Source organism: Pseudomonas sp. LG1D9, assembly GCF_002949995.1.
GTDB classification, from domain to species: Bacteria; Pseudomonadota; Gammaproteobacteria; order Pseudomonadales; family Pseudomonadaceae; genus Aquipseudomonas; species Aquipseudomonas proteolytica.
This window is the reverse complement of sequence record NZ_CP026881.1, coordinates 327980-348208: the sequence shown is the minus strand read 5'-3', so window position 1 is coordinate 348208 and position 20229 is coordinate 327980. Positions and strand designations below refer to the sequence as shown.

General features: G+C 62.5%; 16 protein-coding genes. 7 read left to right on the top strand and 9 right to left on the bottom strand.

What is annotated here, in order from left to right; genetic code table 11:
* Window positions 1-31: 31 nt before the first annotated feature.
* The 3 genes from C5F71_RS01560 to ctlX all read right to left on the bottom strand — a co-directional run bounded on the left by C5F71_RS01560 (window position 32) and on the right by ctlX (window position 3053).
* Window positions 32-811 carry an ABC transporter substrate-binding protein gene (locus C5F71_RS01560; protein WP_104910439.1) on the bottom strand — a complete coding sequence of 260 codons (780 nt, stop codon included), beginning with the start codon at window positions 809-811 and terminating at the stop codon, window positions 32-34.
* A gap of 257 nt (window positions 812-1068) precedes the next feature.
* Window positions 1069-2115, bottom strand: coding sequence for an ornithine cyclodeaminase (locus C5F71_RS01555; RefSeq protein ID WP_029296538.1), 1047 nt, complete (start codon window positions 2113-2115; stop codon window positions 1069-1071).
* 11 nt (window positions 2116-2126) lie between these two features.
* Window positions 2127-3053 carry a citrulline utilization hydrolase CtlX gene (gene ctlX / locus C5F71_RS01550; protein WP_070995661.1) on the bottom strand — a complete coding sequence of 309 codons (927 nt, stop codon included), beginning with the start codon at window positions 3051-3053 and terminating at the stop codon, window positions 2127-2129.
* 285 nt (window positions 3054-3338) lie between these two features.
* Between ctlX and C5F71_RS01540 the strand changes: the two genes are divergently transcribed.
* The gene (locus C5F71_RS01540; protein WP_104910437.1) at window positions 3339-4229 is read left to right on the top strand and encodes a GNAT family acetyltransferase; all 891 of its coding nucleotides are present in this window, start codon (window positions 3339-3341) and stop codon (window positions 4227-4229) included.
* Window positions 4230-4379: 150 nt separating this feature from the next.
* On the opposite strand, the gene C5F71_RS01535 is transcribed toward C5F71_RS01540, so the two are convergent.
* From C5F71_RS01535 to C5F71_RS01515, 5 genes are all read right to left on the bottom strand, one after another.
* Window positions 4380-5399 (bottom strand): branched-chain amino acid aminotransferase, encoded by a 1020-nt coding sequence (locus tag C5F71_RS01535; RefSeq protein WP_029296535.1) that lies wholly within the window; start codon window positions 5397-5399, stop codon window positions 4380-4382.
* Between the two features lie 230 nt (window positions 5400-5629).
* Entirely contained in the window at window positions 5630-7009 is a 1380-nt protein-coding gene (gene lpdA, locus C5F71_RS01530; RefSeq protein ID WP_029296533.1) for a dihydrolipoyl dehydrogenase, read from the bottom strand.
* 4 nt (window positions 7010-7013) lie between these two features.
* Window positions 7014-8282 carry a dihydrolipoamide acetyltransferase family protein gene (locus C5F71_RS01525; protein ID WP_104910436.1) on the bottom strand — a complete coding sequence of 423 codons (1269 nt, stop codon included), beginning with the start codon at window positions 8280-8282 and terminating at the stop codon, window positions 7014-7016.
* Entirely contained in the window at window positions 8283-9341 is a 1059-nt protein-coding gene (locus tag C5F71_RS01520; protein ID WP_029296529.1) for an alpha-ketoacid dehydrogenase subunit beta, read from the bottom strand.
* 1 nt (window position 9342) lies between these two features.
* Complete coding sequence (locus tag C5F71_RS01515; RefSeq protein WP_029296528.1) at window positions 9343-10578, bottom strand: 3-methyl-2-oxobutanoate dehydrogenase (2-methylpropanoyl-transferring) subunit alpha; 1236 nt, start codon at window positions 10576-10578, stop codon at window positions 9343-9345.
* A 196-nt stretch (window positions 10579-10774) separates the two neighbouring features.
* Here C5F71_RS01515 and bkdR point away from each other — a divergent pair, with 196 nt between their 5' ends.
* Window positions 10775-11260: a Bkd operon transcriptional regulator BkdR gene (gene bkdR, locus C5F71_RS01510; RefSeq protein WP_032860173.1), complete on the top strand. Its 486-nt coding sequence runs from the start codon at window positions 10775-10777 to the stop codon at window positions 11258-11260.
* Between the two features lie 384 nt (window positions 11261-11644).
* On the opposite strand, the gene C5F71_RS01505 is transcribed toward bkdR, so the two are convergent.
* A complete protein-coding gene (locus C5F71_RS01505) occupies window positions 11645-12508 on the bottom strand; it encodes an MBL fold metallo-hydrolase (RefSeq protein ID WP_104910435.1) in 864 nt (287 codons plus the stop codon).
* A 170-nt stretch (window positions 12509-12678) separates the two neighbouring features.
* Here C5F71_RS01505 and C5F71_RS01500 point away from each other — a divergent pair, with 170 nt between their 5' ends.
* From C5F71_RS01500 to C5F71_RS01475, 5 genes are all read left to right on the top strand, one after another.
* On the top strand, window positions 12679-13923 hold the full coding sequence (locus C5F71_RS01500; protein WP_104910434.1) for an FAD/NAD(P)-binding oxidoreductase: 1245 nt from the start codon (window positions 12679-12681) through the stop codon (window positions 13921-13923).
* Between the two features lie 9 nt (window positions 13924-13932).
* A complete protein-coding gene (locus tag C5F71_RS01495; RefSeq protein ID WP_029296519.1) occupies window positions 13933-14736 on the top strand; it encodes a sulfite exporter TauE/SafE family protein in 804 nt (267 codons plus the stop codon).
* 673 nt (window positions 14737-15409) lie between these two features.
* A complete protein-coding gene (locus C5F71_RS01485; protein ID WP_104910433.1) occupies window positions 15410-16585 on the top strand; it encodes a porin in 1176 nt (391 codons plus the stop codon).
* Window positions 16586-16831: 246 nt separating this feature from the next.
* The gene (nosP, locus tag C5F71_RS01480; protein WP_104910432.1) at window positions 16832-17995 is read left to right on the top strand and encodes a nitric oxide-sensing protein NosP; all 1164 of its coding nucleotides are present in this window, start codon (window positions 16832-16834) and stop codon (window positions 17993-17995) included.
* A complete protein-coding gene (locus tag C5F71_RS01475; RefSeq protein ID WP_256588168.1) occupies window positions 17964-20225 on the top strand; it encodes a PAS domain-containing hybrid sensor histidine kinase/response regulator in 2262 nt (753 codons plus the stop codon). The genes nosP and C5F71_RS01475 overlap by 32 nt, the downstream gene beginning before the upstream one ends.
* Window positions 20226-20229 lie beyond the last annotated feature (4 nt).

Genomic DNA, 20229 nt, shown 5'->3' with positions numbered 1-20229 from the left:
CTCCTACAGGGGGAGAGGCTATCTGCTGACGTTATTCGTGATAGATGTCTTCGTCACCGAAGTACTTCTTCTGGATCAGCGCGTAGGTGCCATCAGCCTGGATGGCCGCGATACCCTTGTTGATCAGCGCCCGCAACTCCTGGTCGTTCTTGCGCAGGCCCATGGCAATGTCCAGGGGCAAGGTCGGGTCCTTGAAGGCTGGGCCGGACTGGTAGTCGGCACCTTCAGGCTTGGACAGGAAGTTGAGCTGGGCTTCGAGCTTGTCGGTCAACGTCGCGTCGAGGCGGCCGTTTTGCAGGTCGGCGTAGTTCTGGTCCTGGGACTGATACGCCTTGACCTGCGCGCCGAGCTTGGCCAGGTGCGCACGGGCGTAGGCTTCCTGCAACGAGCCCTGGAGCACGCCGACCTGCTTGCCTTTGAGCGATTCCGGGGTGTCGCCGAAGGCAGCGCCCTTGCGGGTAATCACCGAGGTGGGGCTGAGGAACAAGCGGTCGCTGAAGTCGATCTGTTTTTGCCGGGCCGGGGTCACGGCCATGGAGGACATGATGGCGTCGAACTTGCGCGCACGCAGCGCCGGGATCATGCCGTCGAACTCGTTGTTGACCCAGGTGCATTTGACTTCGAGCTTGGCACAGATGGCGTTGCCCAATTCAATGTCGAAACCTTGCAGGCTGCCATCGGCGGCCACGGATTCAAAGGGGGGGTACTCGGGGAACACGCCGAAACGGATTTCTTTCCATTCCTGGGCCTGGACGGCGTTGGCGCACAAAGGCAGGAGCAGCGCGGCGATGAGTGATCGGAGCGGAGTCATGGTGTTTTCCCTATATTTTGTAATTGATGTCAGGGCAGTAGAAAGGGTGCGGCATGCATTCATTTGCTGACTCTTTGGTCGCGCTCAGAATGCTTCATGGTGGTGCGTTTTTTGTGTCGTTTACCTAGGGGTTGGCACGCGGAATACGCTGTTAAAACTCCGGTTGCAGCAGAATCGGCTGCAACACCCTGCATATCGGCTTTTCAAACCCGGCTCCGGGGCCCGCCGCTCGCGCAAAGCAGCAGGCCAGAGCGGTTTCAGGCGCGCTTTTTGTGCTGTGCGGCCGGTTGTTGGGCCAGGCGGGCGAACAGGTCCTTGGGGTCGGCCAGGTCCGGTACCAACTCCAACTCGCTGCCCACGTCCAGGGCCTTGGCCACATCCAGTACATAGCGCAGGGCCGAATAGTCTTCGAGGGCAAAACCCACGGAGTCGAACAGGGTTACCTGGCGCGGGTTTTCCCGGCCCGGCTTCTGACCGTTGATCACCTGCCACAGCTCGGTGACTGGCGAGTCCTCGGGCATATGCTGGATTTCGCCCTCGATACGGCTTTGTGGTTCGTACTCCACGATCACCCGGGCGCGCTCGACGATACGGCGGTCCAGTTCGGTCTTGCCAGGGCAGTCGCCGCCCACGGCATTGAGGTGCATGCCGGGCTCGATCATCTCGTCGGTAAGGATCGTGGCGTAGGCCTTGTCGGCGGTTACGGTGGTGACGATATCGGCGCCTTTGACCGCTTCGGCAACGCTACCGGCCAGGGTCACCTTGATGGCCGGGAAGGCCTTGAGATTGTTCGCCAGCTTGTGCATGGCCTGGGTATCGATATCGAACAGGCGAATTTCGTTGATGCCCAGCAGCGCATGGAAGGCCAGGGCCTGGAATTCACTTTGCGAACCGTTGCCGATCAGCGCCATGCTGCGGCTGTTGTCGCGGGCCAGGTAGCGGGCGACCAGGGCCGAAGTCGCGGCAGTGCGGATCGCGGTGGTCAGGGTCATCTCGCTGAGCAGCACCGGCTTGCCGGTGTCCACATCCCCCAGGGCACCGAACGCCATGACGGTGAGCATGCCGCTCTGGGTGTTTTTCGGGTGGCCGTTGACGTATTTGAAGGCATACAGCGAAGCATCCGAGACCGGCATCAGCTCGATCACGCCCTCGGGCGAGTGGTTGGCCAGGCGTGCGCATTTCTCAAAGTCGTTCCAGCGCAGGTAGTCGGCGCGGATGTACTCGGCCATCTCGGTGATGCAGGTTTGCAGGCCTTTTTGCGATACCAGGTAGCTGAGGTCGTTGACGTCGATATAACGGGTCATGGAAAAACTCCTTATTGGAATGAGGCGCGGGCCGGCAGATGCACTTCGGCCAACATGCAGCGGGCACTGCCGCCGCCGATGCGTTCGATATTGTCGATATTCACCACCACCGGGTGGGTGTGGCGCTCCACATGCTGGCGCTGCGCCGGCTTGAGCGAGCGCCAGGCGCTGGCGGACATCACCAACAGCGGCTGGCCGTCGCGGTCGTGGACCTCCAGCATGTTGCCGGCGAAGGCTTCCAACTGGTCGAAGTCCAGGGCCAGGATGTCTTTGCCGGTGTCGCGCAGGGAACGTTCCAGGCCCAGGCGTTCGTGGGCTTGGGGTAGCGCGTCCAGGCACACCACCGACAGGTCGCGGCCGACGCTCATCATCACGTTGCTGTGGTAGATCGGTGCGTGATGGCGGTCGACGGCGTGGAAGGCGCAGACCTGATAGTCCAGGCGCTCGGCAAACTGGCGCAGGGCATCGTGGTGGGTGCGTCCGGAGTGACAGGCGTAGCTGATGCGGTGCTGGCGGTCGAGGACCATGCTGCCGGTGCCTTCGAGGAACATGTTCTGTTGTTCCAGGTGGCTGAAGTCGATGGTGTGTTTGATCGCGAAGCGTTGCTCCAGCACTTGCAACACGCCTTTGTTGCGCTCCAGGCGGCGGTTCTGGCCTTCCATCGGGTACAGCACCAGGCTGCCATCGGCATGGCTGCTCCACCAGTTATTGGGGAAGATCGAATCCGGGGTATGGGGCGCGGGCGTGTCCTGCACCACCAACACTTCCACGCCATGCTGGCGCAGGGTCTGGACGTATCCGTCGAACTCTTCCAGCGCTTTGTGCTGTGCGGCCACCGGATCTGCGGGCGCGCGCTGGAAACGGTTGTTGATCGCGGTGTCCGGGTTAAAGGCAAAGTGCGCCGGGCGGATCATCAGGACGGTATTGGTGGTTTGCATGGGGGCACGGGTCCATGGGGTTGGGCATGGAGGCTATTTTGTGCGCTCTGGCGGCAGAATCCCGGCTGAAACAGGGGAGTGGCCCAGCCGGGAAAGCTGAAAAGAGGGGTATGGCAGCCGAATCGGCTGTAGCGTCGAGCGCCGCTCAAAATGTGGGAGCGGGCTTGCTCGCGAATACGGTGGGTCAGTGGTGGATATGTTGACTGATACACCGCATTCGCGAGCAAGCCCGCTCCCACATTGTTATCGTGGGTGCCGTCATAACGCTGTCCGTCAGGAGGAGTCATGCCTACCGCCGTTCGCCTCGCACAAGCCTCGGATGCCGAAGGCATCAGCCAGGTCATCCTTGCCGCCCTGCACAGCAGCAACGCCGGCGACTACCCGGCGGACGTGATTGCCCGGGTGGCGAGCAACTTCACACCGCAGGCGGTGCTGCACTTGCTTGCCCGCCGCACCGTGCTGGTGGCAATCCGGGATCAACTGATCGTCGCCACGGCCGCCCTGGACGCCAATGTCGTGCGTTCGGTGTTCGTCAACCCGGCGCTGCAAGGGCAGGGCATCGGGCGCCAACTGATGGTCGATATCGAACAGCGGGCCCGTGAGGCTGGGGTCACGGTATTGAGCGTACCGTCGTCGCTGACCGCCGAGCCGTTCTATACCAAGCTGGGGTTCCACACCGTGCGCAACGTGTACCACGGCAACGAGCGCACCCTGGTGATGGAGAAGGCATTGTCGTCCCGCCACCCCATCGGGCCTTACCGCGACCGCTTGCATCGTGCCCAGGTCGTGACGTTATGGCAGGCGGCGTTCGGCTACGACACGGCCCATAACCGGCCGGAGTTGGCGATTGATAAAAAGCTGGCGGTCGACGATGGGCTGTTCTTTGTCGCCACCCACGGCAAGGCTGTGATTGGCACCTTGATGGCAGGTTACGACGGGCATCGTGGCTGGTTGTATTCGGTGGCCGTGCATCCCGACTATCGCCGGCAAGGCCTGGGCGCGTCGTTGGTGCGGCATGGGGAACAGGCATTGATTGCCTTGGGTTGCCTGAAGATCAACCTGCAGATCACCTCGGGCAATGAGGCGGTCGTGGGGTTCTATGAAGCGCTGGGGTATGGCGTGGAACCGAGGATCAGCATGGGCAAGAAGATTGCGCAGAACCTGCCCAAATCCTGAAACCACCCCAAAACAAATGTGGGAGCTGGCTTGTGTGGGAGCTGGCTTGCCTGCGATAGCGGTGTATCAGTCGCCAATGCGTTGACTGACAGCCCGCTATCGCAGGCAAGCCAGCTCCCACACAAGCCAGCTCCTGCATTCAGGGTTGGCTTAGACCTTGACGATCCAGCCAGCCGGCGCTTCAACGTCGCCGGACTGCACACCCGTCAGCTCTTTGTAGAGCTTCTGGGTGACCGGGCCTACTTCTTTTTCGCTGTAGAACACGTGCAGTTTGTCTTTGTACTCGATCCCGCCGATAGGCGTGATCACGGCCGCCGTACCGCAGGCACCGGCTTCCTTGAAGTCTGCCAGTTTGTCGATCAGCACGTCGCCTTCGACCACTTCCAGGCCCAGGCGGGTCTTGGCCAGTTCGATCAGCGACAGGCGGGTGATGCCTGGCAGTACCGACGGCGAGTTCGGGGTGACGAACTTGTTGTCGTGGGTGATCCCGAAGAAGTTGGCCGAGCCGACTTCTTCGATTTTCGAGTGGGTGGCCGGGTCCAGGTAGATGCAGTCGGCAAAGTTGGCTTTTTTCGCCAGGGAGCCGGGCATCAGGCTGGCCGCGTAGTTGCCACCGACCTTGGCGGCGCCGGTGCCGTTTGGCGCGGCGCGGTCGTAGCCGGAGATCAGGAAGTTGTGCGGGGTCAGGCCGCCCTTGAAGTAGGCGCCAACCGGGATGCAGAAGATCGAGAAGATGAACTCGGGCGCGGTGCGCACGCCAATGTTGTCACCGGTGCCGATCACGAACGGGCGCAGGTACAGCGCGCCGCCAGTGCCGTACGGCGGGATGAAACGCTCGTTGGCGCGGACCACTTCCTTACAGGCTTCGATAAAGGCTTCGGTCGGCACTTGCGGCATCAGCAGGCGCGCGCAGCTGCGTTGCATGCGGGCGGCGTTCTGGTCCGGGCGGAACAGGTTGATCGAGCCGTCCTTGCAGCGATAGGCCTTGAGGCCTTCAAAGCATTGCTGGCCGTAGTGCAGGGCAGTGGAGCCCTCGCTGATGTGCAGCACGTTGTCGTCGGTCAGGGTGCCTTCTTGCCAGGCGCCGTCTTTCCAGGTCTGGAGGAAGCGCTTGTCGGTCTTGATGTAGTCAAAACCCAATTTGTCCCAATTGATGCTTTCGTTACTCATGACACCCTCTATCTCTTCGCAACCGCCTGGTCGAAGGCAGGCTTTCGGTTTATTTCTGGATGGGCGCAACAATACTTCATTCCGCTGCTGGTCTTCCAGTTACATGCGGTTCCTGTAGGAGCGAGCTTGCTCGCGAGAATCGTCAACGATGGCGCGTATGACCAGAATAAACGCGGCGCCCTTGAGCTTTTCGCGAGCAAGCTCGCTCCTACAGGGTGGTGTGTCGCTTTTTATAGATGCAACGCATGCCCCAACGCCCGCAGGGCTGCTTCCTGCACCGCTTCACCCAGGGTCGGGTGGGCATGGATGGTGCCCGCCACATCTTCCAGGCGCGCGCCCATTTCCAGGCTCAGGCCAAAGGCCGTGGACAGTTCGGACACGCCAGCCCCCACTGCCTGCCAGCCGACAATCAGGTGATTGTCACGCCGCGCCACCACCCGCACGAAGCCGGTCTTGGACTCCAGGGTCATGGCCCGGCCATTGGCCGCGAACGGGAAGCTCGAGACGATGCAGTCCAGGCCCGCGGCCTTGGCTTCGTCCGGGGTCTTGCCGACCACCACCAGTTCCGGGTCGGTAAAACACACCGCCGGGATCGCCGCCGGGTTGAATTCCCGGGACTTGCCGCTGATCAGCTCGGCCACCATCTCGCCCTGGGCCATGGCCCGGTGCGCCAGCATTGGCTCGCCGCTCAGGTCGCCGATGGCCCACACGTTGCGCATGCTGGTCTGGCAGCGGTTGTCGATCTTGATCGCCGCACCGTTCATCGCCAGGTCCAGGGCTTCCAGGTTCCAGCCCTGGGTGTTGGGTTTGCGACCAACGGCGACCAGCACCTGGTCGGTGTCCAGGGCCAGGGTGCCGCCCTCCGGATCGCGTACTTGCAGGCTGCCACCTTCAAACCCGGTGACGCTGTGCTTGAGGTACAGCTTGACCCCCAGTTGCTTGAGGGATTCGGCCACCGGTTGCGTCAGTTCGGCGTCGTAGGCTGGCAGGATGCGGTCCTGGGCCTCGACCACGCTGACCTCGGCCCCGAGCTTGCGGTAGGCAATCCCCAGTTCCAGGCCGATATAACCGCCACCGACCACGATCAAGCGCTTTGGCACCCGGGTCGGCGCCAGGGCTTCGGTGGACGAGATGATCGGCCCGCCAATCGGCAGCATCGGCAGGTTGACGCTTTTCGAGCCAGTGGCCAGCAGCAGGTGCTCGCACTGGATGCGTTGGTCGCCCACGTCCACGGTCTTGCCGTCGACGATCTTGGCCCAGCCATGGATGACCTGGACTTTGTGTTTTTTCAGCAGCGCGGCAACCCCGGTGGTCAGCCGATCGACGATGCCGTCCTTCCACTCCACGCTCTTGCGGATATCCAGGGTCGGCACGTCCACGTCGATGCCCAGGGCCGAACCCTGGCTCAGGTGCACGGTTTGCTGGAACTGTTCGGCCACGTGAATCAGCGCCTTGGACGGAATGCAGCCGATGTTCAGGCAGGTGCCGCCCAGCGCCTGGCCTTCCACCAGGATGGTCGGGATGCCCAGTTGGCCGGCGCGGATTGCCGCCACGTAACCGCCAGGGCCGCCGCCGATAATCAGCAGCGTGGTATGCAGTGTCTGAGTCATGCCCTTACTCCAGGAACAGGCTGGCGGGTTGTTCGAGCAGGCCACGGATGGCCTGGATGAATTGCGCCGCGTCCATGCCGTCGACCACCCGGTGATCGAAGGAACTGGAGAGGTTCATCATCTTGCGGATCACGATCTGCCCCTTGATCACCATCGGCCGCTCAACAATGCGGTTGACCCCGACAATCGCCACTTCCGGCAGGTTCAGCACCGGGGTGCTGACAATCCCGCCCAACGCGCCGAGGCTGGTCAGGGTGATGGTCGAGCCCGACAGCTCGTCGCGGCTGGCCTTGCCAGTGCGGGCGGCGGTGGCCAGGCGGGTGATTTCCTCGGCGGTGCCCCACAGGCTGCGCGCTTCGGCATGACGCACCACCGGCACCATCAGCCCGACATCGCTCTGGGTGGCGACGCCCACATGCACCGCGCCGAGGCGGGTGATGACCTGGGCTTCGTCGTCATAACGCGCGTTGATCTGCGGGAAATCGCGCAGCGCCACGACCATCGCCCGCACCAGGAATGGCAACAACGTCAGCTTGCCGCGGCTGGCGCCGTGTTTTTCATTGAGGTGTACGCGCAAGTCGTCGAGGGCCGTCACGTCGATCTCTTCGACGTAGCTGAAATGCGCAGCGCGACGGGTCGCGTCCTGCATGCGCTGGGCGATCTTGCGGCGCATGCCGATCACCGGGATCTGCTCTTCGTCGTTGCGTTCGGCATACGGGTTGGCGCCCGCCGCGGCCCGCGTGGTGCCCTGTTGCAGATAGGCCTCGAGGTCGTCATGCAGAATGCGCCCGGCCGGGCCCGAGCCCTGGACCAGGCGTAACTGGATCCCGGCATCCAGCGCATGCTTGCGCACGGCGGGGGACGCCAGCGGACGCTCATCGGCGTCGCGGGCCACCGGGGCTTGCGCCGCAGCCACCAGCGGCTTGGCGGCCGGCTTGCTTTCAACCACCGGTGCCTTGATGTCGGCCTTGGGCGCCGGCGCGGCTTGCTCAACCACTGCCGACAGCGCCGACTCCTTGGTATTGCCGGCGCCTTCGACTTCAATGCTGATCAGGATGCTGCCCACCGCCATGACTTCACCCGGCTCACCGCCGAGCGATATCACCTTGCCGTGGACTGGCGAGGGAATATCCACCATCGCCTTGTCGGTCATGACGTCCGCCAGCACCTGGTCTTCCACGACCATATCGCCGACCTTGACGTGCCATACCGACAGCTCAACTTCTGCGATGCCTTCGCCAATGTCCGGCATCTTGATAACGTGCGTGCCCATTCAGACCTCCATGACCCGTTGCAAAGCCGCGCCCACACGGGTCGGGCCAGGGAAATACGCCCACTCTTGCGCGTGCGGGTAGGGGGTGTCCCAACCGGTCACGCGTTCGATCGGCGCTTCCAGGTAGTGGAAGCAATGCTCTTGCACCAACGACACCAGCTCGGCGCCAAAACCGCAGGTACGCGTGGCTTCATGCACCACCACGCAACGGCCGGTCTTTTTCACCGACTTGACGATGGTTTCCAGGTCCAGCGGCCACAGGCTGCGCAGGTCGATGACTTCAGCGTCGATCCCGGTTTCTTCGGCGGCCACTTGCGACACATACACGGTGGTGCCATAGGTCAGCACGGTGACGGCCGAACCAGGGCGCACGATGGCGGCCACATCCAGCGGAACGGTGTAGTAACCGTCCGGCACCTGCGCTTGCGGGTGCTTGGACCATGGCGTTACCGGGCGGTCGTGGTGGCCGTCGAACGGGCCGTTGTACAGGCGCTTGGGCTCAAGGAAGATCACCGGGTCATCGTTTTCGATGGAGGCGATCAGCAGGCCCTTGGCGTCATAGGGGTTGGACGGCATCACCGTGCGCAGGCCGCAGACCTGGGTGAACACCGCTTCGATACTCTGGCTGTGGGTCTGGCCGCCGTAGATGCCGCCGCCGCAGGGCATGCGCATGGTCAAAGGCGCGGTGAACTGGCCGGCCGAGCGGTAACGCAGGCGCGCCGCTTCGGAGATGATCTGGTCGGTGGCCGGGTACACGTAGTCGGCGAACTGGATTTCGGCCACCGGGCGCAGGCCATAGGCGCCCATGCCCACGGCCACGCCGACGATGCCGCTTTCGGAGATCGGTGCGTCAAACACCCGCGAGGTGCCGTACTTGGTCTGCAAGCCTTCGGTGCAACGGAACACGCCGCCGAAGTAACCGACGTCCTGGCCGAATACCACCACGTTATCGTCACGCTCAAGCATCACATCCATGGCCGAGCGCAGGGCCTGGATCATGGTCATGGTGGTAGTGGTCATGGCGGTTTCCAACTCGATTTTATTGTTGTGATCGTTCATGTCAGATCCCCAACTCTTGACGCTGGCGCTTCAAGTGCTCCGGCATCTCTTTGTAGACGTCTTCGAACATGCTCGCGGCGCTCGGGATCTGGCCACCGGCCAGGGTGCCGTACTGTTCGGCTTCTTTCTGCGCGCTGAGTATTTCGGCTTCGAGCTCGGCAGTGACCGTGGCGTGTTCCTCTTCGGACCACTGGCCAATCTTGATCAGGTGCTGCTTGAGGCGGGCGATCGGGTCGCCCAGCGGGAAGTGGCTCCAATCGTCGGCAGGCCGGTATTTGGACGGGTCGTCGGAGGTGGAGTGCGGGCCGGCGCGGTAAGTGACCCATTCGATCAGGGTCGGGCCGAGGTTGCGCCGCGCCCGTTCGGCGGCCCAGGCGGAGGCGGCGTACACGGCAATGAAGTCGTTGCCGTCCACCCGCAGGGAGGCGATCCCGCAACCCACGCCGCGTCCGGCAAAGGTCGTGGCTTCACCGCCGGCAATTGCCTGGAAGGTGGAAATTGCCCACTGGTTGTTGACCACGTTGAGAATCACCGGCGCGCGGTACACGTGGGCGAAGGTCAGGGCGGTGTGAAAGTCCGATTCGGCGGTGGCGCCATCGCCGATCCACGCCGAGGCGATCTTGGTATCGCCCTTGATCGCCGAGGCCATGCCCCAGCCCACGCCCTGTACGAACTGGGTGGCGAGGTTGCCGGAAATGGTGAAGAAGCCAAAGTCCTTGACCGAGTACATGATCGGCAACTGACGGCCCTTGAGCGGGTCGCGCTCGTTGGACAGCAGTTGGCAGATCAGGTCCACCAGCGGCACTTCGCGGGCCATCAGGATGCTTTGCTGGCGGTAGGTGGGGAAGCACATGTCATCAACATTCAAGGCCAGGGCCTGGGCGCTGCCGATGGCTTCTTCGCCAAGGCTTTGCATGTAGAACGACATTTTTTTCTGGCGCTGGGCGACGACCATGCGGTTGTCGAAGATCCGTGTCTTGAGCATGGCACGCATGCCACGGCGCAGGATCTCTACCGGCACGCCTTCAGCCCACGGGCCCAGGGCCTGGCCCTGGTCGTCGAGCACGCGGATCAGGCCCTTGGCCAGGTCGGCGGTGTCGGCGGGTTCTACGTCTACGGCGGGTTTGCGCACGGTACCGGCGTCGGTCAGACGCAGGTAGGTAAAGTCGGTCTTGCAACCTGGACGGCCAGAAGGCTCGGGAACGTGCAGGCGCAGCGGTTCGTATTGCTGGGTCATGGCTTTCTACGCTCGATCTTGTGGATTTCTTATAGTGGGCGCGCTTAGCTGACAGTCAGTCCCCGGGTAGGGGAAATCTTGTCCTACAACAATCATAGGCCGGGCCGGGGAGAATATTTATCTCTGTTTGGTTGCGCATAAGATCATTTGAGGATAAAAAATCTGCATAAACATAATAAACAGGTGGTTTTGTCTCATGCGCAAGCTGGACCGTATCGATATCGGGATTCTCAACAGCCTCCAGGAGAACGCCCGCATCACCAACGCCGACCTCGCACGCTCGGTCAACCTGTCGCCCACGCCGTGTTTCAACCGGGTCAAGGCGATGGAGGAGCTGGGCCTGATCCGTGACCAGGTCACGCTGCTGGATGCCGATTTGCTGGGGCTGCACGTCAACGTGTTTATCCACGTCAGCCTGGAAAAACAGAACGAACTGGCGTTGCAACAATTCGAGGGGGCGATTTCCGACCGGCCGGAGGTGATGGAGTGCTACCTGATGGCCGGCGACCCGGACTACCTGATCCGGGTGCTGGTGCCGACCATCCAGTCACTGGAGCGCTTTATGATGGATTTCCTGACCAAGGTGCCGGGGGTGGCGAACATCCGCTCCAGCTTTGCGCTCAAGCAGGTGCGCTACAAGACGGCGCTGCCGCTGCCGGCCAATGGCATCAACCTGGGCTGAAGAGCACAGCAAACCTGAAATGTGGAAGCGGACCTTGTGTGGGAGCGGGCTTGCCCGCGATGACTGATATACCGCTATCGCAGCGTAGGTATCTACACAACTTTCAGAAACTGACGCCCCCCGTGGCGAGCGGGCTTGCCCCGCGCTGGGCTGCGAAGCAGCCCCAAAAAGCCCGCCGCGTTTCTTCAGATAAACCTCGATGGCCGGGTTTAGGGCTGCGTCGCAGCCCAGCGCGGGGCAAGCCCGCTCGCCACAACTGCGCTATCTGCCTGGATTTAGGCGGTGCGGCAAAGTTGTGTAGATACCGATGGCTATCGCAGGCAAGCCAGCTCCGACACAAGCCAGCTCCCATACAAGTCCCGCACCCACATTGGACTGGGTATTTCAAAGCTGGTTGAGGGGGATCTTCAGGTAGGTCACACCGTTGTCCTCCGGCGGCGGCATATTCCCCGCCCGTACGTTGACCTGGATCGCCGGCAGCAACAGGGTCGGCATCCCAAGCCCGGCGTCGCGCTGGGTGCGCATCTGCACAAACGCCGCCTCGTCCACCCCGTCATGCACATGAATATTGCCCGCGCGCTGTTCGGCCACGGTGGTCAGGCATTTGGCCGCGCGGCCTTCAGGCGGATAGTCGTGGCACACATACAGGCGCGTCTCGCCGGGAAAGGCCAGCAATGTGCGCATCGAGGCATATAACTGGCGTGCATCGCCGCCGGGGAAGTCGCAGCGGGCGGTGCCGACGTCAGGCATGAACAGGGTGTCGCCCACCAGGATCATCTGGTCGTCGATCAGGTAGGCCATGTCCGCCGGGGTGTGCCCAGGCACGTGCAGGGCCTGGGCCTCGAGGTTGCCGATGTGGAAGATCTCGTCGGGAGCAAACAGATGGTCGAACTGCGACCCGTCGGCCCGGAACTCCGGCTCCAGGTTGAACAGGTTCTTGAACACATCCTGGACTTTGCTGATGGACTGGCCAATTGCAATCTTGCCGCCCAATTGCCGGCGCAGGTAGGGCGCGGCGGACAGGTGATCGGCGTGGGCGTGGGTTTCCAGCAGCCATTGCACCTTTAGGCCTCGTTCACGGACGAAGGCAATCACTTTGTCGGCCTGGGCCGTGTCGGTACGCCCCGAGGCCGGGTCGTAGTTGAGCACTGAATCGACGATGGCGCAGGGGCTGGCGTGCGTTTCATAGACGACGTAGGTGTAGGTCGACGACGCCTCGTCCAGAAAGGATTGAATCAACGCGGGCATGACGGTTGTCCTGGGTAGCTGATAGCAGCTTACATTCAAGGTGATTTCCACATAGGCTTGCGAGCTTAAGTGAAACAAACGATCCGAGGCAAAGGATCGATTGTGAGTGGGACGTGACGCCATGCGGCAGCGACCCTTGTGTGCATTGTCGAAGAACAAAGGCCAAGACTATGAACGACCAACACTGGGGACCGACCATCAGTGGCGATATCGTGGTCATCGGCGGCGGCTCGGCGGGCATCGGCCTGCTGGCCAGCCTGCTCAAGCGCGACCCGCAGTTGAACCTCATCCTGATCGAACCCAGCGCCGACCATTACTACCAACCGGCCTGGACCCTGGTGGGCGGCGGCGCCCATGACATTCGCAAAACCATGCGCCCCATGGCCCGGGTGTTGCCCGATGGTGTGACCTGGGTGCAGGCGGCGGTCAGCCAGTTGCTGCCCGACGAACAGGCCCTGGTGCTCGACAGTGGCCAGCGTGTGACCTGGAACAACCTGATCGTCTGCCCCGGCCTGCGCCTGGCCTGGGAGAAAATCGAGGGCCTGGAACAGACCCTGGGCCACAACGGCGTCACCTCCAACTACAGCTACCAGCACGCGCCCTACACCTGGCAACGGGTGCAGCAGCTCAAGGGCGGCAAGGCGATCTTTACCCAACCGGCCATGCCGATCAAATGCGCCGGTGCGCCGCAAAAAGCCATGTACCTGTCTTGCGACCACTGGCTCAAGCAGGGGGCCCTGAACACTATTGATGTTGAATTCAACCTGGCCGGTGCCGCGTTGTTCGGCGTGGCGACCTTTGTCCCGCCGTTGATGAACTACGTCGAGAAATATGGCGCACGGTTGGCCTTCAATTCCAACTTGATCAAGGTTGATGGCCAGGCGCGCAAGGCCTGGTTCGAGGTCAAGGACACCGAGGGCAATGTCAGCATCGAAGAAAAGTCCTTCGACATGCTGCACGTCGTGCCGCCACAGGTGGCGCCGGACTTTATCCGCCACAGCCCACTGGCCGACGCCGCCGGCTGGTGCGAAGTCGACCCCCACAGCCTGCAACAGGTGCGTTACCCCCATATCTTCGCCCTGGGCGATGTGTGCTCCACCAGCAATGCCAAGACGGCCGCCGCCGTACGCAAGCAAATCGTGGTGGTGGCCGAGAACCTGCTGGCCTTGCGCAAACAGGCGCCGTTGCCGCTCAAGTACGACGGTTACGGCTCCTGCCCGCTGACGGTGGAGAAGGGCAAGGTGGTGCTGGCCGAGTTTGGTTATGGCGGCCGCCTGTTGCCGACCTTTGCCCTCGACCCTACCGTGGCGCGGCGTTCGGCGTGGTTCTTGAAGGCCACAGTGCTGCCGTGGTTCTACTGGAACGGCATGCTCAAGGGTCGCGAATGGCTGACCCGCCTGGCCAAGGTGGAGTGAGAGAACCCTATGCTGCTGGCAAGTTTTTTTGGCGTGATGATGGGTTTGGTGATGGGGCTGACCGGCGCCGGGGGCGGGATTCTCGGGGTGCCGGCGTTGGTGCTGGGGCTGGGCTTGACCATGACCGAAGCGGCGCCGGTGTCGTTGTTTGCGGTCGGTGCGGCCGCGGCAGTCGGTGCGCTTGATGGCCTGCGCCATGGCCTGGTGCGTTACCGCGCGGCGCTGTTGATCGCATTGCTGGGCGCGCTGTTCTCGCCGCTGGGGGTGTTCTTCGCCCATCAGTTGCCGGACAAGATCCTGATGGGCCTGTTCAGCGCGCTGATGGTGCTGGTGGCCTGGCGCATGCTGCGGCGCGAGAAGGTCGAGGCCGGCCCCAGCGACCATGGCGCAGCCTCCTGGGGGCAAAAGAACTGCATGCTTGATCAACAGACCGGGCGCTTTTCCTGGACCGCCAAATGCACCGCGACCCTGGCGGCATTGGGTGCGGTGACGGGGGCGGTATCGGGCCTGCTCGGCGTGGGTGGCGGCTTTCTGATTGTGCCGGCGTTCAAGCAACTGACCGATGTGCAGATGCGCGGGATCGTTGCTACGTCGTTGATGGTGATCAGCCTGATCTCGCTGATCGGCGTGGTCGGCGCGTTCCATGCCGGGGTAGTGATCGACACCATGGGCTGGGTGTTTATTGCTGCCAGCATCGTCGGCATGCTCGCTGGCCGGCGCCTGGGGTCGCGGGTCCCGGCGCGGGCCTTGCAGATCGGCTTTGCCAGCCTGTGTGTGGTGGTAGCCGGCGGGATGCTGTTCAACGCCCTCTAACCTGCACACCACCCAACCTGTAGGAGCGAGCTTGCTCGCGAAGGTCGTTAACGATCACGCGGGGCATAGGTATCTACACAACTATCTTCTTGGTGTGTGTACATATCCGTTGCTGCGGTCACGGCCACTTAGGGTTCCGCCCTGACGGCGGGTCACTTTCGAAGAGCGCGAAAGTAACCAAAGCGCTCTTGCCCCACCACTCGGTGCCTCGCCTAGGCTCGGCATGCCCGCAGTCAGGCATTGCTCCGTGGGCCCGCCGCGATCGGCCATCCATGGCCGTGTCGCGGCTACCCCGGCATCCTGCCGGGGTGCCCACTGCGCAATACCTGCCTGCGGCCATCGTGGTTTGACGGGGCGCCTAAGATCAAAAACCAGATCAAAAACAGAGCAACAGCAACAGCAACAGCACCGCCAGAGCGCGCAGCTGCATTCCCCTGTGGGAGCTGGCTTGCCTGCGATTACGCCAGCAAGAACACCTCGGGGTCTCAGATACCCAACGTCATCGTTAACGACCTTCGCCAGCAAGCTCGCTCCTACCGGCGTAAGCCTTAAGTGGCGGGCCCTCGCTGCCGTCCAAAGCACCGCGCATCCCCCTCCAAGGCAGCGTTTAACCGCGCAGCCGGCCTTTCGATAATCGCCTCCGACACCCAGACCCCCCGTCGCGGAGCGCGCCATGCATAACAATAAGAACTTCCCCCGTCGTCTGTTGCCAGCCTTTATCGCCAGCCTCGGCTTGAGCTCGCTGGCCCAGGCCGAGATCGTGCTGTACGACAAGGACCAGACCACATTCTCCACCGATGGCTATATCAACGCCTTCTACGTCAACAGCGATGTGGATCGGGCCGGTGAGCAGTACGACCGGCGCCAGTCGCGGGTGAAGATGGGCTTTTTGCCCAACTACCTGGGCTTCAACATGGGCAAGCAGGTCGATGACCTCAAGCTCGGTGCCCGCGCTTCGTTCTGGGTGACCATCAACGACAGCGAAACCAACGGCACCGACACCGCCATCGACGTACGCCAGTTCTACGGCACCGTGGCCAACCCCGAGTGGGGCGAAGTGCTGATCGGCAAGGACTTCGGTCTGTTCGCCCGCTCCAACATCCTGCTCGATGAACTCCTCGCCGGTTACGGCCAGGTCAGCGACAGCCTGGGCCTGGTGGACGGCGGCGGGGTGTCGTTCGGCAATATCGGCAGCGGCTACCCGTACCCGTTCCCCACCTCGCAAATCACCTACCGCACCCCGGTGATGGACGGCCTGCGGGTGGCCGTGGGCATCATGGACCCGGTCGACACCAACGACAGCAGTGCCCTGGGCAAGGCCTACCAGAAGAACCCGCGCACCGAGAGCGAGATCACCTACCAGTTCGACGTGGGCGGGGCGAAGATCTACAGCTGGCTCAATGGCAGCTACCAGACGTCGGACAACACCGACTCCACCGTCGAATCGGTGACCTCCAAAGGCCTGGGCTACGGCGTGCAGGCGAAGATGGGCGGCTTGTCGCTCACCGGTTCCGGCTTCCAGGCCAAGGGCATCAACCCGTTCTTCACCAACAACGCGGGCGAGGCGACGCTGCGTAATGTCGACAGCAACGGCTACCTGTTGCAGGGCTCCTACAAACTGGGCAAGAACCGTCTGGCGCTGTCCTACGGCAAGACCAAGGACGACGGCAACGGCGTGGTCGGCAGCGGCGCGGATTATGAAACCCGTGGCATTGCCCTGTTCCATGACATCAACGACAACCTGAAGCTGGTGGCCGAGTACAACCAGTTCGAGATCAGCGGCCACGACACCAGTGCGCAGAACGAAGACACCGATACCTTTGCCGTAGGTGCGGTGCTCACCTGGTAATGACCTGGAACGGGATCAAAATGTGGGAGCGGGCTTGCTCGCGAATGCGGTGGATCAGTCAAATAAATACTGAATGACACACCGCTTTCGCGAGCAAGCCCGCTCCCACATTTTTTGATCTCATTTCACATGGATTGCTCGCCAACCTGGCGTTCTCATCCCATCGAAGCCCCGACCCAGTACCCAAGTAGCATAGGTCGCCATCCCGCGCGTTCGTACACTTGAGCTTAAACGGCGGAGGTGACCATGCAACAGGTGCACAGCGAAGGCGTAGTCACAGCCATGTCCCAGGCCAGCGAGGCGTGGCAGGTGGCCGATGAGCTGGCCAGCCAGTTGTTGCACCCGTACCTGGGGTTTGTGCTGTTCTTCTGCTCGGCTACCTACAATCTGCAGGCCCTCGGCCAGGCCCTGCAACAGCGCTTTGGTGGCGTACGCGTGGTGGGTTGCACCAGCGCCGGCGAGATCACGCCCCAGGGCTATGGGCGCAATTGCGTGACGGCGGTGGGGTTTGATCATGCGCACTTTTCCATCGCCACCGAATTGATCGACCAGGTTGAACACTTCAGCCTGATCGACGCCCAGCAAATGGTCGAGCGCCTGGTGGGCGGCTGTCGCAGCAACACCCTGGCGCCGATCAAGGGCAACAGCTTTGCCTTGACCCTGCTCGATGGCCTTTCCAGCCGTGAAGAAATGGTCCTCGCTGCCTTGAGCGCGGCGCTCGGCGATATCCCGCATTTTGGTGGCTCGGCCGGTGACGACAACCACCTGACCCACACCCACGTGTATTTCGACGGCGCCTTCCACAGTGGCGCTGCCGTCGTGGTGCTGGTCAATACCTGGCTGGATTTCGAGGTGTTTACCACCCACCACATCCTGCCCCGCGCGCAGAAACTGGTGGTGACGGGGGCCGACAGTACCTCGCGGCGGGTGTTTGAGCTCAATGCCGAACCTGCCGCCGAAGAATACGCGCGGCATATCGGCGTGGCGGTGGCGCAACTTGACCACCGGATCTTCGCCGCCCACCCGTTGGCGGTGCGCATCAACGATCAGTACTACGTGCGCGCAATCCAGCAGGTCCACGATGACTTGAGCCTGAGCTTCTACTGCGCAGTGGAAAACGGCATCGTCCTTACCGCCATGACCCCAGGCCCGATCCTGCCCAACCTGCAGACCCTGTTCGACGGCCTGCAGGCGCGTCTTGGCGACCTGTTGCTGACCATCGGCTGCGACTGTTTCCTGCGGCGCCTGGAACTGGAAGACCACGGCACCCTGGAGCCGATCGGCACCTTTTTGCGCGAGCAGCGGGTGATCGGGTTCAACACCTACGGAGAGCAGTTCAATGGCATGCACATCAACCAGACCTTTACCGGGGTCGCCATTGCCCGTGGTCGAACCCCTGGACAGCGCTGAACTGCGCGCGCAGATCAGCGCGCTGCAGCAGGACAATCGCAAGCTGGCGCGGATCAACGCCGCGCTGATCGAGCGTGTCGAATCGGGCGCGACCCGTGGCAACGACCCCTATGCGGCGTTCCAGCATTCAGTGGTGCTGGCCGAGCAGGTGCGCGAACGTACCGATGCGTTGAACCAGGCCATGGCCGAACTCAAGGCCAGCAACCATCTACTGAGTGATGCACGACTGCGGGCAGAAACCGCGCACCAGCATTTGATCGATGCCATCGAGAGCATTTCCGATGCCTTCGTGCTGTTCGACCAGCACCAACATATCGTGTTGTTCAACAGCCGTTTCCAGGGATTCTGGAGCAACAGCCCGGTGCAGATTGTCGCGGGCATGGGCCTGCGCGAGGTCAAGCGGCTGATGACGGTCAACGGCCTGTTCACCGAAGAAGCCCACGGGCACGCCGATGAGACGCTGTTTTATCGCCTGGATAACGGGCGCTGGCTGCAAGTCAGCGAACGGCCGACCCAGGACGGCGGGCGGGTGATTCTGTTTACCGATATCACCGACGTCAAACTGGCCGAGACCCTGCGCCGAGAACAAGCCGTCGCGCAGAAGTCCCAGGAGAGTGAACGCTGGATCCGGTTGATCACCGACCATGTGCCAGCGTTGATTGCCTACCTCAATGCCGATCTGGTCTACGAGTTCACCAATAAGGTGTACGAGCAATGGTATTGCTGGGCCCAGGGCGCGATGCTCGGCAAAAGCCTGCGCCAGGCCCACAGCGAGCAGCATTACCAACGCCTGGAGGCCTACGTGGCGCAGGCGCTGGCGGGGGAGAGCGTGACGTTTGAGTTCGCCGAAACCAACATCAATCACCAGGAGCGCTACATGCTGCGCTCCTATGTGCCCAACCGCCTGGCCAATGGCGAGGTGGTGGGGATCTTTGTGCTGATCCGCGACATCACCGAGCGCCGGCGCACCGCCGAGGCCCTGCATCAGGCCTATCAGAACCTGGAATTGCGGGTGCGCGAGCGCACGGCGGAACTGACTTCGCTCAACGACCAACTGCTGCAGGAAATCGACGAGCGCCGCCGCGTGGAATCGCGCCTGCGTGAAGCCAAGCTGGAAGCCGAGCAGGCCAACCTGTCGAAAACCAAGTTTCTCGCGGCGGTCAGCCATGACCTGTTGCAACCGCTCAACGCCGCGCGCTTGTTTACCGGCGCCTTGCTGGAACGGCGCGACCCGGTGGCCAACGAGACCCTGGTGCGCAACGTCAGCAACTCCCTGGAGGATGTGGAAAACCTGCTGGGCACCCTGGTGGATATTTCCAAACTCGATGCGGGGGTGATCAAGGCCGATATCGCGCCGTTTGCCTTGAGCGAACTGCTGGACAACCTCGCCGCCGAATACACCCAAGTGGCGCGCAGCGAAGGCTTGCAGCTGCATTTCATTGGCTGTTCGGCCCTGGTGCGCAGCGATATCCAGTTGCTGGCGCGGATCCTGCGCAATCTGTTGAGCAATGCCATCCGTTACACCTACAGCGGGCGTGTGGTGCTGGGGTGTCGGCGTGAGCATCAGCGCTTGTCGATCCAGGTCTGGGACACCGGCATGGGCATCGCCGAGGAGCGGTTGGAGGAGATTTTCCAGGAGTTCAAGCGCGGCGATGTGCAACGCCCCGACCAGGATCGCGGGTTGGGCCTGGGCCTGGCGATTGTGGAGAAAATCGCCAGCATCCTCGGGCACCGGATCACCGTGCGCTCGTGGCCGGGCCGCGGTTCGATGTTCAGTGTGCAGGTGCCGCTGAGCAGTACCGCACCCAAGGCCTTGCCCAAGCCTGTGATGAGCGAGCCGATGCTGGAACGTTTACAGGGCGCACGGGTGTGGGTGCTGGATAACGACGCGGCGATCTGCGCCGGCATGCGCACCTTGCTTGAAGGCTGGGGCTGCCAGGTGGTGACGGCGTTGTCCGAGCAGGACCTGGCGCGCCAGGTGGACAACTACCATGCCCAGGCGGATCTGCTGATTGCCGACTATCACCTGGACGACGAGCGCAATGGCGTGGACGCGGTGGCCAGGATCAATGCGCGGCGGGCCAGCGCGATCCCGGCGATGATGATCACCGCCAACTACAGCAACGAGCTGAAACAGCAGATCCGCGAACTGGGGCACACCTTGATGCACAAGCCGGTACGGCCGATGAAACTCAAGACGGCCATGAGCCACCTCTTGGGCCGCCCCTGAAGCA

Coding starts and splice junctions, on each gene's coding strand:
- C5F71_RS01485 (WP_104910433.1), top strand. CDS start 15,410: ATGCATAACAATAAGAACTTCCCCCGTCGTCTGTTGCCAGCCTTTATC.
- lpdA (WP_029296533.1), bottom strand. CDS start 7,009: ATGACTCAGACACTGCATACCACGCTGCTGATTATCGGCGGCGGCCCT.
- ctlX (WP_070995661.1), bottom strand. CDS start 3,053: ATGCAAACCACCAATACCGTCCTGATGATCCGCCCGGCGCACTTTGCC.
- C5F71_RS01535 (WP_029296535.1), bottom strand. CDS start 5,399: ATGAGTAACGAAAGCATCAATTGGGACAAATTGGGTTTTGACTACATC.
- C5F71_RS01505 (WP_104910435.1), bottom strand. CDS start 12,508: ATGCCCGCGTTGATTCAATCCTTTCTGGACGAGGCGTCGTCGACCTAC.
- C5F71_RS01540 (WP_104910437.1), top strand. CDS start 3,339: ATGCCTACCGCCGTTCGCCTCGCACAAGCCTCGGATGCCGAAGGCATC.
- C5F71_RS01525 (WP_104910436.1), bottom strand. CDS start 8,282: ATGGGCACGCACGTTATCAAGATGCCGGACATTGGCGAAGGCATCGCA.
- nosP (WP_104910432.1), top strand. CDS start 16,832: ATGCAACAGGTGCACAGCGAAGGCGTAGTCACAGCCATGTCCCAGGCC.
- bkdR (WP_032860173.1), top strand. CDS start 10,775: ATGCGCAAGCTGGACCGTATCGATATCGGGATTCTCAACAGCCTCCAG.
- C5F71_RS01495 (WP_029296519.1), top strand. CDS start 13,933: ATGCTGCTGGCAAGTTTTTTTGGCGTGATGATGGGTTTGGTGATGGGG.
- C5F71_RS01520 (WP_029296529.1), bottom strand. CDS start 9,341: ATGAACGATCACAACAATAAAATCGAGTTGGAAACCGCCATGACCACT.
- C5F71_RS01560 (WP_104910439.1), bottom strand. CDS start 811: ATGACTCCGCTCCGATCACTCATCGCCGCGCTGCTCCTGCCTTTGTGC.
- C5F71_RS01500 (WP_104910434.1), top strand. CDS start 12,679: ATGAACGACCAACACTGGGGACCGACCATCAGTGGCGATATCGTGGTC.
- C5F71_RS01515 (WP_029296528.1), bottom strand. CDS start 10,578: ATGACCCAGCAATACGAACCGCTGCGCCTGCACGTTCCCGAGCCTTCT.
- C5F71_RS01555 (WP_029296538.1), bottom strand. CDS start 2,115: ATGACCCGTTATATCGACGTCAACGACCTCAGCTACCTGGTATCGCAA.